The organism is Rubinisphaera margarita, assembly GCF_022267515.1.
GTDB lineage: Bacteria > Planctomycetota > Planctomycetia > Planctomycetales > Planctomycetaceae > Rubinisphaera > Rubinisphaera margarita.
Genome location: NZ_JAKFGB010000021.1, coordinates 364723 through 378203 on the forward strand (window position 1 = coordinate 364723; position 13481 = coordinate 378203).

At 54.5% G+C, this 13481-nt stretch carries 12 protein-coding genes; 6 read left to right on the forward strand and 6 right to left on the reverse strand.

Annotated features, from left to right (window positions below; all coding sequences use genetic code 11):
* Positions 1–146: 146 nt before the first annotated feature.
* Both L1A08_RS21155 and L1A08_RS21160 read right to left on the reverse strand, forming a co-directional pair.
* Complete coding sequence (locus L1A08_RS21155; RefSeq protein WP_238758560.1) at positions 147–1130, reverse strand: DNA-methyltransferase; 984 nt, start codon at positions 1128–1130, stop codon at positions 147–149.
* A 17-nt stretch (positions 1131–1147) separates the two neighbouring features.
* Complete coding sequence (locus L1A08_RS21160) at positions 1148–2302, reverse strand: restriction endonuclease, SacI family (protein ID WP_238758562.1); 1155 nt, start codon at positions 2300–2302, stop codon at positions 1148–1150.
* 607 nt (positions 2303–2909) lie between these two features.
* Between L1A08_RS21160 and L1A08_RS21165 the strand changes: the two genes are divergently transcribed.
* Positions 2910–6710 (forward strand): SIR2 family protein, encoded by a 3801-nt coding sequence (locus L1A08_RS21165; protein ID WP_238758563.1) that lies wholly within the window; start codon positions 2910–2912, stop codon positions 6708–6710.
* A 220-nt stretch (positions 6711–6930) separates the two neighbouring features.
* Complete coding sequence (locus tag L1A08_RS21170) at positions 6931–7665, forward strand: hypothetical protein (RefSeq protein ID WP_238758564.1); 735 nt, start codon at positions 6931–6933, stop codon at positions 7663–7665.
* A gap of 7 nt (positions 7666–7672) precedes the next feature.
* On the opposite strand, the gene L1A08_RS21175 is transcribed toward L1A08_RS21170, so the two are convergent.
* The 4 genes from L1A08_RS21175 to L1A08_RS22790 all read right to left on the reverse strand — a co-directional run bounded on the left by L1A08_RS21175 (position 7673) and on the right by L1A08_RS22790 (position 10349).
* Entirely contained in the window at positions 7673–8077 is a 405-nt protein-coding gene (locus tag L1A08_RS21175) for a hypothetical protein (RefSeq protein WP_238758565.1), read from the reverse strand.
* Positions 8074–9627, reverse strand: a complete 1554-nt coding sequence (locus tag L1A08_RS21180) for a recombinase family protein (protein ID WP_238758566.1) — start codon at positions 9625–9627, stop codon at positions 8074–8076. The genes L1A08_RS21175 and L1A08_RS21180 overlap by 4 nt, the downstream gene beginning before the upstream one ends.
* Positions 9614–10123: a DUF2924 domain-containing protein gene (locus L1A08_RS21185; RefSeq protein WP_238758568.1), complete on the reverse strand. Its 510-nt coding sequence runs from the start codon at positions 10121–10123 to the stop codon at positions 9614–9616. The genes L1A08_RS21180 and L1A08_RS21185 overlap by 14 nt, the downstream gene beginning before the upstream one ends.
* Positions 10124–10214: 91 nt before the next feature.
* Positions 10215–10349 carry a hypothetical protein gene (locus L1A08_RS22790; protein WP_261362997.1) on the reverse strand — a complete coding sequence of 45 codons (135 nt, stop codon included), beginning with the start codon at positions 10347–10349 and terminating at the stop codon, positions 10215–10217.
* A gap of 176 nt (positions 10350–10525) precedes the next feature.
* On the opposite strand from L1A08_RS22790, the gene L1A08_RS21190 reads away from it, so the two are divergent.
* The 4 genes from L1A08_RS21190 to L1A08_RS21205 all read left to right on the forward strand — a co-directional run bounded on the left by L1A08_RS21190 (position 10526) and on the right by L1A08_RS21205 (position 13421).
* Positions 10526–11263, forward strand: coding sequence for a hypothetical protein (locus tag L1A08_RS21190; protein WP_238758569.1), 738 nt, complete (start codon positions 10526–10528; stop codon positions 11261–11263).
* Between the two features lie 10 nt (positions 11264–11273).
* Entirely contained in the window at positions 11274–11747 is a 474-nt protein-coding gene (locus L1A08_RS21195) for a hypothetical protein (protein WP_238758570.1), read from the forward strand.
* Positions 11748–12141: 394 nt separating this feature from the next.
* Complete coding sequence (locus L1A08_RS21200) at positions 12142–12660, forward strand: hypothetical protein (RefSeq protein ID WP_238758571.1); 519 nt, start codon at positions 12142–12144, stop codon at positions 12658–12660.
* A gap of 179 nt (positions 12661–12839) precedes the next feature.
* On the forward strand, positions 12840–13421 hold the full coding sequence (locus tag L1A08_RS21205; RefSeq protein WP_238758573.1) for a sigma-70 family RNA polymerase sigma factor: 582 nt from the start codon (positions 12840–12842) through the stop codon (positions 13419–13421).
* Positions 13422–13481: the final 60 nt, after the last annotated feature.

Genomic DNA, 13481 nt, shown 5'->3' on the forward strand with positions numbered 1-13481 from the left:
GAACAGATCAGTGGCAGTTGAAGGGCTCATTTTCCGTACATATGGATGCGACGCAGCGTCTGACCCAAACATCGGGTACCCAGCGTTCTTCTTGCATTAGCCAACGATTCGAGCCTCGCAACTAGTCGCGCCAAGTGGAAAAATGCTTACATGTCAAAACGAAATTTACTTGCTTCCAAGTAGGTTTCGTCAGAATCAATCGCGATCCACCGGCGATCCAAGCGTTCGGCGGATGCTCCGGTGGTGTTCGAACCAGCAAACGGATCAACAACAAGATCATCGGGATCGGTAAGAAACTTTATAAAGAACTCGGGGAGGGTGGCTGGGAATCGAGCAGGGTGGATTTTAATACCAGCCGCTTTGCAGCGTTTTGTGTATTGATCATTAGCTGCATTATTCCCGACTTTGATGATGTCTTCGGGATGAAACTCATTCTCGATTACATTTGGCGGAATAGAACCACCGGCTTCAATCTTGTCAAATCCGGAACGAATAACGTGACCCGACGGTCGTGTCGTTTCGCGGACCTTCTTGGCGTTCAGCCGAAGCATGTCCTTGCTGTATGGCCGCAATACCCCGAGATTTGACGCTTTAGGCCATTCCGTCTTGCTGAACCACCAGACATACTCGACAGAATCTTTCACTCGTACACGTCTAACAGTTACCCATTCCGCAGGTGCAGGCATTTTCGCCGGGTTGTACCAGAACAGTTCCTGAGCCAGATGGAAACCAATCTCTTCGACCAGCGCCACCATCAGCTTGAAATGGTAGATCGATCGCGTCGGCGTCCCTTTGTTATAGCTACCGCCAATATTTAGAACAAAACTTCCGTCGTCGGTCAGAACGCGAAGGATCTGGGAGGCAAAGGGAAGGAACCAATCAACATACTGATGTTTTTCTGCGTTTCCGTACTCTTTTTTGAAATGCAACGCGTAGGGGGGGGACGTCACCACGAGATTGACGGAACCGTCTGGCAACGCAGATAAGAGTTCCAGTGAATCGCCGCAGTATGCTGCTCCTGGGCCGGTCTTGTAGAACGGCTTGAAACCGCGAATGGACGGCGGCTTATGTTGTGATTTGAATGGCAGCTTTGTCTGTCCTCGATTAGATCGCTTCTTGTCTGTAGACATCTTTCTTTCCGTTCTGGTCAAAGTTTTCCTGGACTATCGCGATGAGGCGCAATCTTTCCGGAAACGTCAACCGATGAGCCGCTTTCGATCTTTAGTACAAATTCTTCAAGCGACTGTCTGCGAACTCCAAGTTCTCCTCCACGTGCTACGATCGAACGAGATACGATCCCCTCGAAGACTTCTCGCTTAACGGGAGCAAAGCACTTACAAGCCATAACAAATGACAGCCAATTCACAAAAATAGTTACTTTTATTCCTCGTGCCGATCCCCACAATTCGGCCTCTGAGAAGTCCTGGTAAACCTGACGGGAGCTAACACCAAGAAAGACTAAATTTGTCGTTCCGTGATCAAGGAAGGTCTTTTCTGCACTCGATAGAACGTGGTTATCCGAGATAGGCTTATCTTTGACTTCAAATGCAACCTCAAAGTCGTTACGAAGACTCCTTACAGCGATGTCTAGCGGGGCGCGCCGATCGGGGTCATTTATTGCACCTACGACGACACGCTCGGGCCCGAATACTGCGTCCAGAAGTCCTGCAGCGCACGCTTGCGCCCTTCGCCCACCTTCAGACTCTGCAATTGCATATTCGCTGATAGCGTTCGTCAAAGTGCCAACAGATAAATTATCACCCAGCTGCGGTGCAACGTCGATTGTCGCGATTAGAGCACGTCGCCGTGCAGCAATGAAACCGCGAAGTGCGAGCCTAGCCTCAGCAGATCCAGGAAGATCCCGCAACTGTTCCATGAGATCCATGAAGTACGCCCATCCCTCTCGATTTCGAACCCCCGAAATTTCGTCGATTCGTGTTTTTCCGATAAAGGGAGTATTGTTGAGAGGGTTTGTACCTCTCGCGCCGAGATCGATCTCAAGCCTTGCTCGATGTCGAGCCAAAACATTGTCGGCGAGTGACCTTGCAGAATAGGACCGATCGGCCTCTCCGCGATCCAGCAACGAATAAACGTCCACTCGTTGGTCTGTTGCTTTGGCTAAGATTGCGGTCCCGAGCGCAGCGATCGTTGTGGAACTCTTGCGATGAGGACACAGACTTCCGAGCTGTTTCACCCGATCTTGCCAGACGGCCGCAATTTCGGGAAGCGTCTCGTTTGCCGCAGCTGCGCTTTCCGAAAAGAGGATTTCTGTCGCCTTCACATGATCAACTGAAATCGACACTGACCCTCAAACCCCGCTGTAAGGAATATCCGAACAACGTTTAATAGCGGCAGGTTGTAATCCCCTGTCTCGTCGATCGCCATCGGATGGACCAAAAGTTGAGGCAGCAGCATATCACTGTCCACGTCGTCACACAATTCCGCAGGCTCGGAAACGGTGTGATCGAATTTCGTGATACATGTTCATGGCAGCGGCTTCAGGGCTCTTGCAAATGTTTTGGTGGCTGGAAAAGTTTTCACCGGCATAAGTTGCGATCAACCTCTCGAAAGGCTGGACTTCCTCCGCAGGGCATCGGATCGTGCGGCGGCGTCGAACTCGAAACGATTGCGAGCAACGGGCAAGGAAGGCCTCGACTGCTCTACTTGTCAGTAGGTATCGGGAAATAGTGGCGAGGATGTACAGGGTGTTGGCAGTAGCGGCAATTGAGTGTTGCGAAGTGAGCGATTGCCGGTTTGGACGATTCTGACTGGCATCTCGCTCAAATCGATTTTAGAAAAAGCAACGTGTCACCGTGAACCTAAGTCAAGGCTGGCCGTTCCAATGGGAATAAGTCTGTTTCCTCGACGTTGCGGGGCGAAATCCATTAGATAGCTAGAGTTAGTCAAACATGCGCTTTGTTGAGAACGGCCCATCGATTCCGGATGAATTGCTGACTGCCAGGGACGAAGGCAGAGTTGTGTTTTTTTGCGGTGCGGGTGTGTCTCGCGCCAAGGCCGGTCTGCCTGATTTCTTCGGTTTGCTCGATCGTGTTCTGCAAAGTCTTGGAGCATCGAAAGACTCAGAATCGAGAGTGCTGTACGAAACGACGAAAACCACTATCTCTGCTGACAGCATTTTTGGAGCGTTAGAAGCCGATTTCGATACGGTCGATATCCAAAATGCAGTCGCGGCGGCACTGAGGCCATCGAAGAATGCGGATGTTTCTGCTCATGACTGTCTAATTCGGTTGGCCCGAACTCCGTCCTCCGAAATCAAGCTGGTTACGACCAACTTTGATCGACTTTTTGAAGCCGCCCACCCGGCGATCAGGTTGTACAGCCCCTCCGTACTACCGCACCCTGTTCGAGATAGGAACTGGGACGGTCTCGTCTACCTTCATGGAAAAGTCAACAAACAATACTCCTCTGCAGAAGGGACGGAGTTTGTTCTCTCGAGTGCCGATTTCGGATACGCATATCTATCGGAGGGGTGGGCCACGGCATTTGTGCGAGAAACCCTCCGCGAGTACGTGGTAGTCTTCATTGGTTACTCAGCCGACGATCCTCCGGTCAAGTACTTGCTTGAAGGGCTGAATAAACAGCCTGGAAAACGACAGCCAATCTATGCCTTCCAATCAGGCGCCCCCGATCGGGCCACGGCGAAATGGGAGCGCCGTGGCGTTACAGCCATTCCCTATTCAGATCATGAACTACTGTGGGAGACAATTGAGCGATGGGCCGACCGAGCCGATGATCCGATGGCGTGGAGCGAGCAGATTCTCCAAAGAGCACTTGAAGGACCTCGGAATCTGAATGACTTCGAACGTGGACAGATCGCCCATATCGTTTCAACCGCTGAAGGAGCGAGGGCGTTCGCAGAAGCGAAGCCTCCGGGGGAATGGCTTTGCGTTTTTGATCCGGCGTGTCGATTTGAAAACGTGCAGGGGGATCTTTTTGTAAACGAAGGTGCGGTAGAGACCCTTCCGTTTGAACATTATGGATTGGATGGAGAAGAGCGCCCGGAAATCGATGATTCGACATCGGGACTTCGAAAGATGAGGGTGCCCGAGGCCGCATGGGATGCATTCGCTGTAACTGAAGCTGACAAGAAGCGACTCACATCGCAGAATTTTGCACAGTTTCGGGGAAACGCTGAGCTTGAGCAACCAGCGCTTCCGCTCCGGCTACTTCATTTAGCAAACTGGATTTCGCTCGTAGCGACTCAGTCTGCAACAATCTGGTGGCTGGCTCGCCAGTCATATCTTCATCCCGAGATCGTTCATCGGATTCGGTGGCGATTACGATATAGCACTGACGGGAGTGGCGTTCTGGGCTCGCACTGGTTTCACGCCCTCAATTTCTGGGCACGGCCTGAAAATATGCCGGATCGAGATGGCTCCGACTTGGAGGCAGATATCAGCAAGCAGGGGTGGACCTCGACAACGACCGTACGGCTCGCTGAGCTGTGCGATCCTTACGTCAAAATTGAGCCCGGATTGAGATCCCGCAGCGTTCCTCCAGATGATGCACAGGTAGAAACATACCGAGACATAGCCTTCCTCAAAGTCGAAGTCTCAATCCCTCGCTTTTCGCTGGAGGTCTCAAATGTGCATCTCCCTGACGTGACCCGCGTCATTAGATGTCAACTCGAGAAGGCACTCAGGCTGGATGAGAGTATCCAAGGTTGGGGGCGATTACACATAAATTCGTTGATCGAAGGCGATGGCGATCAAAGCGACTACGACAGGAAGCATGGTCTTTCCGCTCTCGTGGTATTTTTCGCTGGACTGTTCAAGCAGCTTGCGTCAAAGGACATTAAGTCCGCCAAGGAGGAATTCAATTCATGGCGATCAGATGATGACACTGTTTTCAGTCGACTAAGGGTTTGGGCGAGCGGAATGGAGGATGTGGCGACCCCCACCGTCTTCGGGAGTGTAGTGGCGAACCTGTCGGACGTCGCCTTTTGGTCCAGTGACCACGAACGGGATTTCCTTCTCACCCTGCAGGGCCGGTGGAAGGACATTCCTCAAAGGTTGAGGAAGAAGATTGAAAGACGACTGCTGGACGGTCCGGGACAGTTTGAGGACGAAGATATTTCCGAATATGAGGAGCGCCGCAATTGGGAGGTCATACAGCGGCTTCAGTCGCTGAAAGACAGTGGCGCCATATTCAGCGTTGACGTCGATCGAGAGATTGAAGTTCGACGAAGAATCGTTCCAGCCTGGAAGCCCGAACATGCTACATTTGCATTCGAGCCGCGAGGCATCCGCGTAGGTCGGGTGCCCAGGGATACTGACTCAGCAGTTTTGGAGAATGAACCTCTCGACAGCTTAATCTCCAGAGCCGAACAATTGACCGGCAGGAGTTCGAGGGATGGATGGACCGAGCGGGAACCTTTCTCTGGCCTGTGTGCGGAAAATCCTAAACGAGCGTTTCTCGCGCTCAAAAGAGAGGTCAAGAAAAATGCCTTTCCGAGTTGGGCTTGGAAGAGGTTCCTCGCTGCCTGGAATGAATCTGACGGAAACTCCGCGTTAGCTTCAGTGGTTGGTCGGCAAATCTGCCATCTACCCGACGACTTGATCGAGGGGGAGTTCTACTCGTTTACGCATTGGCTTGCGAATACAGCGAAGGTATTGTCCGGAGCTTCGCCTCATGTCTATGAAGAAGTAGCTAAGCGGCTGACGAATTTGCTGATTCGGAATCCCGCTCTTGGCAGGTCCGTCGTCACCCAAAGAAATCGAGGGAGAGACTGGACACTAGACGCCCTGAATTCTCCAGCGGGCCATCTTGTCAGAGCCCTTCTGGATGACGCCCGTTACGAGACGTCTATGCATTGTCGCCCGGAAGACACTTTCTGGATGACGCAATCTGAGAAGTTGCTGTTGTTCTCAGGTGATACGCGAACTTCAGCTATCACCCTCATGGCTCATCATCTCGGGTGGCTGTATGAAACCAATCCATCGTGGACTGAATCGTACTTGTTGGCTTTCCTCCGCACCGACGATCACACACATAGGGACGCCTTCTGGGCCGGTATTCTGTGGAGGCCAAACCTGTCGGATGCAATGCTCGGCATTTTGAAAGATGATCTGCTTGAGTTGGTGAAGACAAAGAGTAGCCACGGTGATCAGGAAGGGGGTTGGCAAACTCTTTCGTGGCTGATCCTGCGCGGATGGATCGCTGAAGACGAGCACACTGGGGCGGCAATGGTGTCAAATGAAGACCTTCGAGAGGCACTTTTAAATGGAGGAGACGATTTTCGTTCGCATGTTCTCTGGCAATTCTCTGATAGCCTCGCTCGTGCTTCCACTGACGAATTATCCGATTGGCAAGAACGAGCGGTAGAACTGTTCCAGAACGCGTGGCCGAAGCAGAAGATCGTCAAAAGCTCACTTATGACAAGTCGGATTTTGGATGTGCTTCTTGCTAACGAGGTTAGTTTTGCCGCGATCTTCGAACCGGTGTTTTGCATTCTCACGCCTGTGATCAACGGAGCGAGCCTGCACTTCAATTTTCGAACCCAGACAGACAAAATTATCGAACGAAATCCTGAAGAGTTCTTAGCCGTACTGAATAAGTTGTTCAGAGGAGACGTCCAGAGCTGGCCATTCGGTCTCCCAGATACATTGTCGAAAATCGAGCTTGCCGCTCCGGCGTTAAGGCACGACAAGCGACTGGTTGATCTAAGGCGGAGAGTGCGATCAAGTTAATCCATAATTATTCTGCTGCTCCCAACCCTCAATCGCCACAACCTCCCGTAACTCCCGCTCCGTGACCGGATCCGGCCCACTTTCCACCCACTCCAGAAACAACAACCGCTCCTGATTCGCTACGGCCAGCCTCGACTCGAGCTGCGATTGCGATAGGATTCCCTCCACCGGCTTTCGCCTTCTCGATCCAGTCACTCTTATCGACTTCGTACTCTGACCTGTGTTCCAGAATCTCCCCGAATCCGCTCATCCGCTGGTGATGTCCTACATTGGTGTCCGACGGGCAATCGGCATCAGTGGGCTCATGCTGCCGATCTTGCTTGGACCGATTGGCTGGCTGATCTTCGGAATCGAGCTCCAGGACAACATGAGCAGCTACTACCACACGCCCCTCCGGGACATCTTTGTGGGAACGCTGTGTGGAATCGGGATCTTTCTGTTTTGCTATCAAGGGCACGACTGGGTCGAGAACTGGACCGCCAACCTCGGATGCCTGTTTGCCCTGGGATTGGCTTTGTTCCCGATCGACGTCGGTAGCGACCCATTGCATCCGCGAACGATGATCGGCTTTGTGCACTCCGTCAGTGGTGGCGGGTTCTTTCTGGTTTTCGCGTTCTATTCGCTCTACCACTTCCCAATTTCAAGTTCAGACAATCTCGAGCTGGAGCCGCATGAGCAGCAACGGAATTTCGTCTACCGGGCCAGCGGAATCAGCATTCTGCTCAGCATGATCGCCATGGGTGGCTATCTGTTTGTGATACCACTTGACTGGAAGACCTTCCTCGACCAGTTCAATGTTCTGTTCTGGCTGGAATGGGTCGCAATTTGGTCCTTTGCCGCAGCCTGGCTCACCAAAGGCCGCGTGATCCTGGCCGATGTTGCGATTGACCTCCTGGCGCTGACCCAGGAGCAATTGATGGCACTCGCGCGAGACAGAAAAGAGTCCGAGGAATAGTTTTCGTTTAGCCGAGTTGTGGCTGTCGAATCTGCGAGTATTGTTCTTGTTGGAACTTCCAGTCAGCACTTGTGAGTAAGTCCCGTAGCTCCCGCTCCGTCACCGGATCCGGCCCACTCTCGACCCGTTCCGCGAACAACAACCGCTCCTGAATCTCTGGTGCCAGGTTCAGCAGGTTCATGATCTGCGTGATGCGGGCCCGCGACACATGCCCCAGCCGGGCCAGTTCCGCGTAGTCGGTAATGTGCCCATCGCGGATCAGCTGATCGAACCGGATCGCCAGCGCCATCAGCTTTGTGATCCGGGGGAGGCGTCCTTGCGGTTTCTCGCGACCGGCACCCCTCGCGACCTTCTTCGTGCCACAGCGTCCGTGCTGGAAGTGGATCTTGTTCTTGACCGTCAGCTGGCTCATGCAGTGGCTCCCTCGGGAAGTTCGGCGATCAGGCTCTCGATGCCGTTGGTGTGGAAGTGGATGGAGACCGTGCTCTCGGCGCCGTCGTACTCGACCCGTTCGATCAGTAGTTGCAGAATACGGCTGCGGTCTTTGAGGCTCAGGCTGTCCCAAACCTGGTCGAATTGGCGGAGTGCGGTGCGGATCTGGTCGTCGCTTATGATCGGGCCCTCGTAGAGCTGGCGTTCGGCCTCGCGGAGCCGAGCTTCGATTCGTTGGATCCGGTCTTGAACGGCGGCGAGCTCTGCGGGAACGAGCGTTGCCGGGTTGCGGGAGAGGCGTTCCAGTTCCCGGTCGGCGTTGGTCAGCTCCGTCGTGAGCTTCTTCTTCTGCTCCGTGGCCGTGGCTCTGGTCATCGCCTGCTCAGCCCGGACAGCGGCGATCGTCTGCTCGATCAGCCCCTCATCCTGTCCCATACCGCGTACGTGGTCGACGACATACTCTTCAATCTGGCCAGCGGGAATCGACTTCGACGGGCAGTCATGCCAACCCCGTTTCTGGGCATTGGTGCAGACGTAGTAGCGATAGCGTTTGCTCCGCTGCTTCGTGGTGTAGCTCTGCGTCATGCTGCAACCGCATGGTTCGCAGTAGAGCAGTCCCTGGAGCAGGGCGGTGGTCTTCGTTCGCGGATTTCCCGTTACGCGGTTCCGAAGCAGCTGGCTCTGGACCTGCCGGAAAGTATCGGCGTTCGCGATGGCCTCGTGCTGGCCCTCGTGGAGTTCGTCCTTGTATTTCACTTTCCCGACGTAGACCACGTTGGTGAGCAGGGCGTGCAGTCGGGCTTTGTTAAAAGGTGTCCCGCCCCGAGGCTCTCCCTTCCGCGTCGTGTAAGACTTCGTGTTCCATCCCCGCTGATCGAGTTCGGCGATCGTGGCCAGCAGCGATCCTTTCTCGAGGTAGAGCTCGAAGATCTTCCGGACTTTGGCCGCTTCCCGGTCGTTGACCACCAGACGGGATTTCTCCCGATCGATGTCGTACCCGAGCAATGGCGGACCACCGAGGTAGCGTCCTTTCCGCCGGGCAGCCGCCATCTTGTCCCGCGTCCGTTCGCTGATGATCTCCCGTTCGAACTGGGCGAAGCTGAGGAGGATGTTGAGCGTCAGCCGGCCCATGGAGGAGGTTGTGTTGAAGGCCTGCGTGACCGAGACAAAGCTGACATTGTGCCGCTCGAAGACCTCCATCACACGGGTGAAGTCCTTGAGCGAGCGACTCAGCCGGTCGACCTTATACACCACGACGCAGTCGACCTCTCCCGCTTCAATGTCGTCCAGGAGCCGCTTCAGGGCAGGGCGTTCCATGTTCCCGCCCGTGAACCCACCATCGTCGTAGTGGGTCGGCAGGCACACCCAGCCCTCGCCTCTCTGGCTGGTAATGTAGGCTTCGCCGGCTTCCCGCTGGGCATCGAGGGAATTGAATTCCTGCTCCAGACCTTCTTCGGTCGATTTGCGGGTGTAGATCGCACACCGGACCTGAGGCGTCGTCTTTTCGGGAGTCGTTCTACGTCGTGGCATTCTTGGCCTCCTTGCCATTCAGGCGGAAGAACAGAAACCCGTTGCCGTGGGAGCCTGTAATCGCTTTGGCGACGGCGCTCAGCGATTTGTAGACCTCCCCGGCGTAGAGAAACCCGTCCGCCAGCACCGTGACCTGCAGTGTCTGGCCTTTGTATTCCCGGGTGATGGTCGTTCCCGGCAGCGGGACGCGGGGATCGTGATTCGTTTCGATCTTCGAGGTACACACCTTCGTCGGGGCATGCCTGGAAGGCTGTGTACTCTTCGGGGCCATCACCCGGAGGTCGGCGTCGTTGGCGATCTCGAAGGCGCGTTGCCGGGCCCGCTCCGAGATGTCGCCGTAGGCGTTGGCCTGCATTCGCCAGATGATGCGTTTGATGAGCCAGGTGCGGTGGTTGGACCGGCACGCTTCCCGGAACACGTCCTCGTACTTCTCTTTGAGCTGCTTGGTGGTGAGCTGCCGCAGCCGGGCCAGCTCGAATTCCACGTCGACCTTCATGGTGGTGTTCTCCTTGCTTTAGAATGATGTCGCGGCGGCTCTCGAACGCCGTTAACCGCTGGACACACTGGGCCAACCCGGGCCGGAAAGCTCAAGCGACCTCGCGGGAGGTTGTGGCGGTGTTTTCAGAATCGCCGGAGGGGAGGTCTCCGTGGGCGGCGAGGCGGAGAATGGCTTTGGCGAGGAGGGCGGCGATATCGGCGATCGCAGGGCATTCGTGCGGCATCGGCTGGTCCTGTTCCGTGGATGAATCGTGTGGTTCTCTATCTGTTAACTACACGGTTCCGTGACGAAGTGGCCAAAGATTTCAAAATTTGAAAGGGGTACTTGTGTTAACCATCGGGTGTGGGTATCGTACCTGCACAAGTGTTCGCATTGTCATTATAAGACGGGTGATAGTGAATGAGCCGGCAGTTCACGCCTCAGACGTTCTTCCGCTGTGTTTCAACCTGTGCGTTGGATGATTTCTTCCAGCATCTCAATCTCCCGATGGACGTCAGGTGGGGCGACGTCTCCGCAAATAATATTGCCCCTGTCGTAGACGCCTATTCGCGGCTCGACGCATCGCAACAGAAGAAGGCCGAGAAGGAGATGCGAGCCATTTTCACTCTGGCAACCTCCCAAGGCAGCGAGTGTCTGGCAGAAGCCGCCCGGCAATTGAACAGTAAGAGATATCGAGAAGAGATCCCCGTCGATGCGACCGACTATGAACGGGCAGTCTGGTGCTGGCAGCACATCCGTAAGCTGTTCAACACCGCGTTGCGGATCCAGTCGATCGACAATCTGAACTGGTGGCGAAAGAGATACGATTTACCTCGACAACAACCAGATCTTTCTCCTGCGGCACTTCAGCGACTTAAGCTCGGAATCAGCGACTACCTGGTGAGTAAGCAAGGACGAGGTCAGCAGTGCACGGTCGATAAGTACGAGCGCGGCGACACCGTCTATCTGTTCGCGGATCCGGATGACTACATCACCAAGTACGAGTCTCACGACAAGCGAGGAAGACTCCGGTCCCGCCGCATCCGTCCCACGTTCACAGTCGGTTTTGCGTTTTGTCAGAGTGAAGGCACCTCTGGAAGTCTGTGCGAGAGGGAGTGCAGCACTCAAAGAGCAGTTCGAGAAAGCATTCGCACGTGAAATGCTATGCATGGACCTGCCTTCGTGGTTGAGTTTTGTCGGTTACGACCTCGATCACCTGAAGCACTCAACGACGCTCTTGGAGACAGATCCGGGCGATTACATCGCCGTGAAGATTCGCAAGTTGCGATTCAAGTGCAAAGGGACTCGTCGATCAATTGTTCTGCAAATTGACGACACAGACGAGTACGACAGCATTCACACGATGATCGACGAATACCTGCATCCCGAACACGCTGAGATGGACGATCTGTTCGTTGATCACGCAACGATCCGATTCGAGTTTCAGACGCACGAGTCCCGCAAGACCGGCAGGATCAGTGTGGACATCGGATATCCCAATTCCTGTAACTTCCGCAATACGCATCAGGAATGGGAGGAACTGATCCGAAAGTACCTCAGTCGGTGGAGAATTGCGCGTGCACAGTGTGCTGACAACGATTCTGAGACGGTGGGATCTGAAGCCACCCTGTCTGCATGGTGACGAATTCAATAGCCTTGTTGATTCCCCAGCGGCGAGCTCATTCGTTCGCAAGATGGTCGTTCCCCGTAGCGATGTCGGCTCGGTGGACTGCGTGAGCTGCGGAGCCGGTCATCGCTGTGATGTCACCTATATCTGCAATGAGAAGGGCCATTCCATCCCGATGGCTTTCTGTCCGGAATGTGGCCTGTACCAGGTCTCCGAATTTGAGTTGAAGCGATGGCAGATCTGTACCCGGTCGGCATTGCAGACGCTGTTCGATCTCACCGATGTGCGAGTCGAAATCGAGCCCCTGGATGACGAGGTCCTGTGGCGAATCGGGAAAGCGTCGTGGGGTGGGCCTGTCCACGACCTGTTGTTTGCCGTTGGTCCAGCCGCAATTCGGAGCAGCCGAGCGATGGACTACTTATCTCGGTATCCAAAGTCAGCTCTATTTGTGGCTAGTGAACGGACTGCCGAGCGTGTTGCAGTGAAGGTCTCGAATCGTGTTTTCTCATTGGAGTCAGTCTTTGACTTCGATGGTGAGCGGATCCGCGTGAATCTGGAATCGGTAAAGCAGTCACTGATCGACAATCGCGTCTTCTCGAAAGCGGCTGAGAAGGAGCGTCGACCGCGACGAAGTTCACGCCTTGAGGCGACAGCCAAAATAAAAGACGAGTTGATTTCGCATTTGATAGATGCCCGGGACCACGCGGTTTCGACAAGGTATTCGGAAGGCGAAGCCAAGCTTCTCGATCGTCCCACACAGAAAGACATCGCAAAATTGACAGGCTTAACAACAACGAGTGTAAATCGCTGTTTCACAGATCCGGCGAACCACGAGATCCGGCACATCTATGAGGTGCTGGATGATGTAGAGAAGATTGTCACGTATTCTGGAAGTCTCCGACGTGATGGGATCACTGCGGCGGACTGAATTGCAGCAAGTCCATTTAACTGCAACTGCAATTTGAAATTCTGAACATCGCAATTATCGGCTGCGGAACGGGTTACGTTTCGTGGCCGTTTTTTTTGTCTGCGTAGCTGCAATTTCCCCGGGTTTTGTGCCGTGCATTGGACACGGCGTTCAGGCAAACCCCCGTCAGGGAAATGACAATGCAGAACGCGTTTCACGAGGATCTCAAACACCAGATCGTCCAGCCCGAGTCCCCCGTTCGCCAGATGGTGCTCAGCAAAGCCCGCCGCTTCCAACGACACGCCCGTCTGCGGCACTTCGACCGATCTGATATCGAACAGACGATTTGGAAGGTGCTGCTCAAGGCACTCGCGAAGTATTCGCCGGAGCGGGGAGAACTTCTCGGCTATTGCCACAAGGTCGTTGACTCCGCGATCGCCAACTTTCTCCGGCATCACGCCGTGGATCTTCGGCGCTGCGATGAGCAGGTCTCTCTGGAAGAGCTGACGCCCGAGATTCTCGAGTTGACGCTCGGTGCCGAGATGGAGGGAGCGGATCTTTGCGTTGATCTTGCCGAAGCACTCGCATCTCTCCCGCCGGACCAGCGAACGATCTGCTTGCGACTGATGACGGAGACAAAAAGCGAAGCGGCAAGGCAGTTGGGAATCCCTCGTACAACGCTCCAGGGACGCATCGAAAAACTGCGTCACCAACTGGCTGCGGCGGGACTGAAGGACCATCACACGACTGGCCGGTTAACGCCTTCGAAAAACTTCCGATGAGATCCGAAAAAAATCTTGGTAACCGCGGTCAGTTCGTCCGCGAAAGGTGTAGTTAATAGA

Coding starts and splice junctions, on each gene's coding strand:
- L1A08_RS21155 (WP_238758560.1), bottom strand. CDS start 1,130: ATGTCTACAGACAAGAAGCGATCTAATCGAGGACAGACAAAGCTGCCA.
- L1A08_RS21165 (WP_238758563.1), top strand. CDS start 2,910: ATGCGCTTTGTTGAGAACGGCCCATCGATTCCGGATGAATTGCTGACT.
- L1A08_RS21175 (WP_238758565.1), bottom strand. CDS start 8,077: ATGAGCCAGCTGACGGTCAAGAACAAGATCCACTTCCAGCACGGACGC.
- L1A08_RS21180 (WP_238758566.1), bottom strand. CDS start 9,627: ATGCCACGACGTAGAACGACTCCCGAAAAGACGACGCCTCAGGTCCGG.
- L1A08_RS21185 (WP_238758568.1), bottom strand. CDS start 10,123: ATGAAGGTCGACGTGGAATTCGAGCTGGCCCGGCTGCGGCAGCTCACC.
- L1A08_RS22790 (WP_261362997.1), bottom strand. CDS start 10,349: ATGCCGCACGAATGCCCTGCGATCGCCGATATCGCCGCCCTCCTCGCC.
- L1A08_RS21190 (WP_238758569.1), top strand. CDS start 10,526: ATGAGCCGGCAGTTCACGCCTCAGACGTTCTTCCGCTGTGTTTCAACC.
- L1A08_RS21195 (WP_238758570.1), top strand. CDS start 11,274: ATGGACCTGCCTTCGTGGTTGAGTTTTGTCGGTTACGACCTCGATCAC.
- L1A08_RS21200 (WP_238758571.1), top strand. CDS start 12,142: ATGGACTACTTATCTCGGTATCCAAAGTCAGCTCTATTTGTGGCTAGT.
- L1A08_RS21205 (WP_238758573.1), top strand. CDS start 12,840: ATGCAGAACGCGTTTCACGAGGATCTCAAACACCAGATCGTCCAGCCC.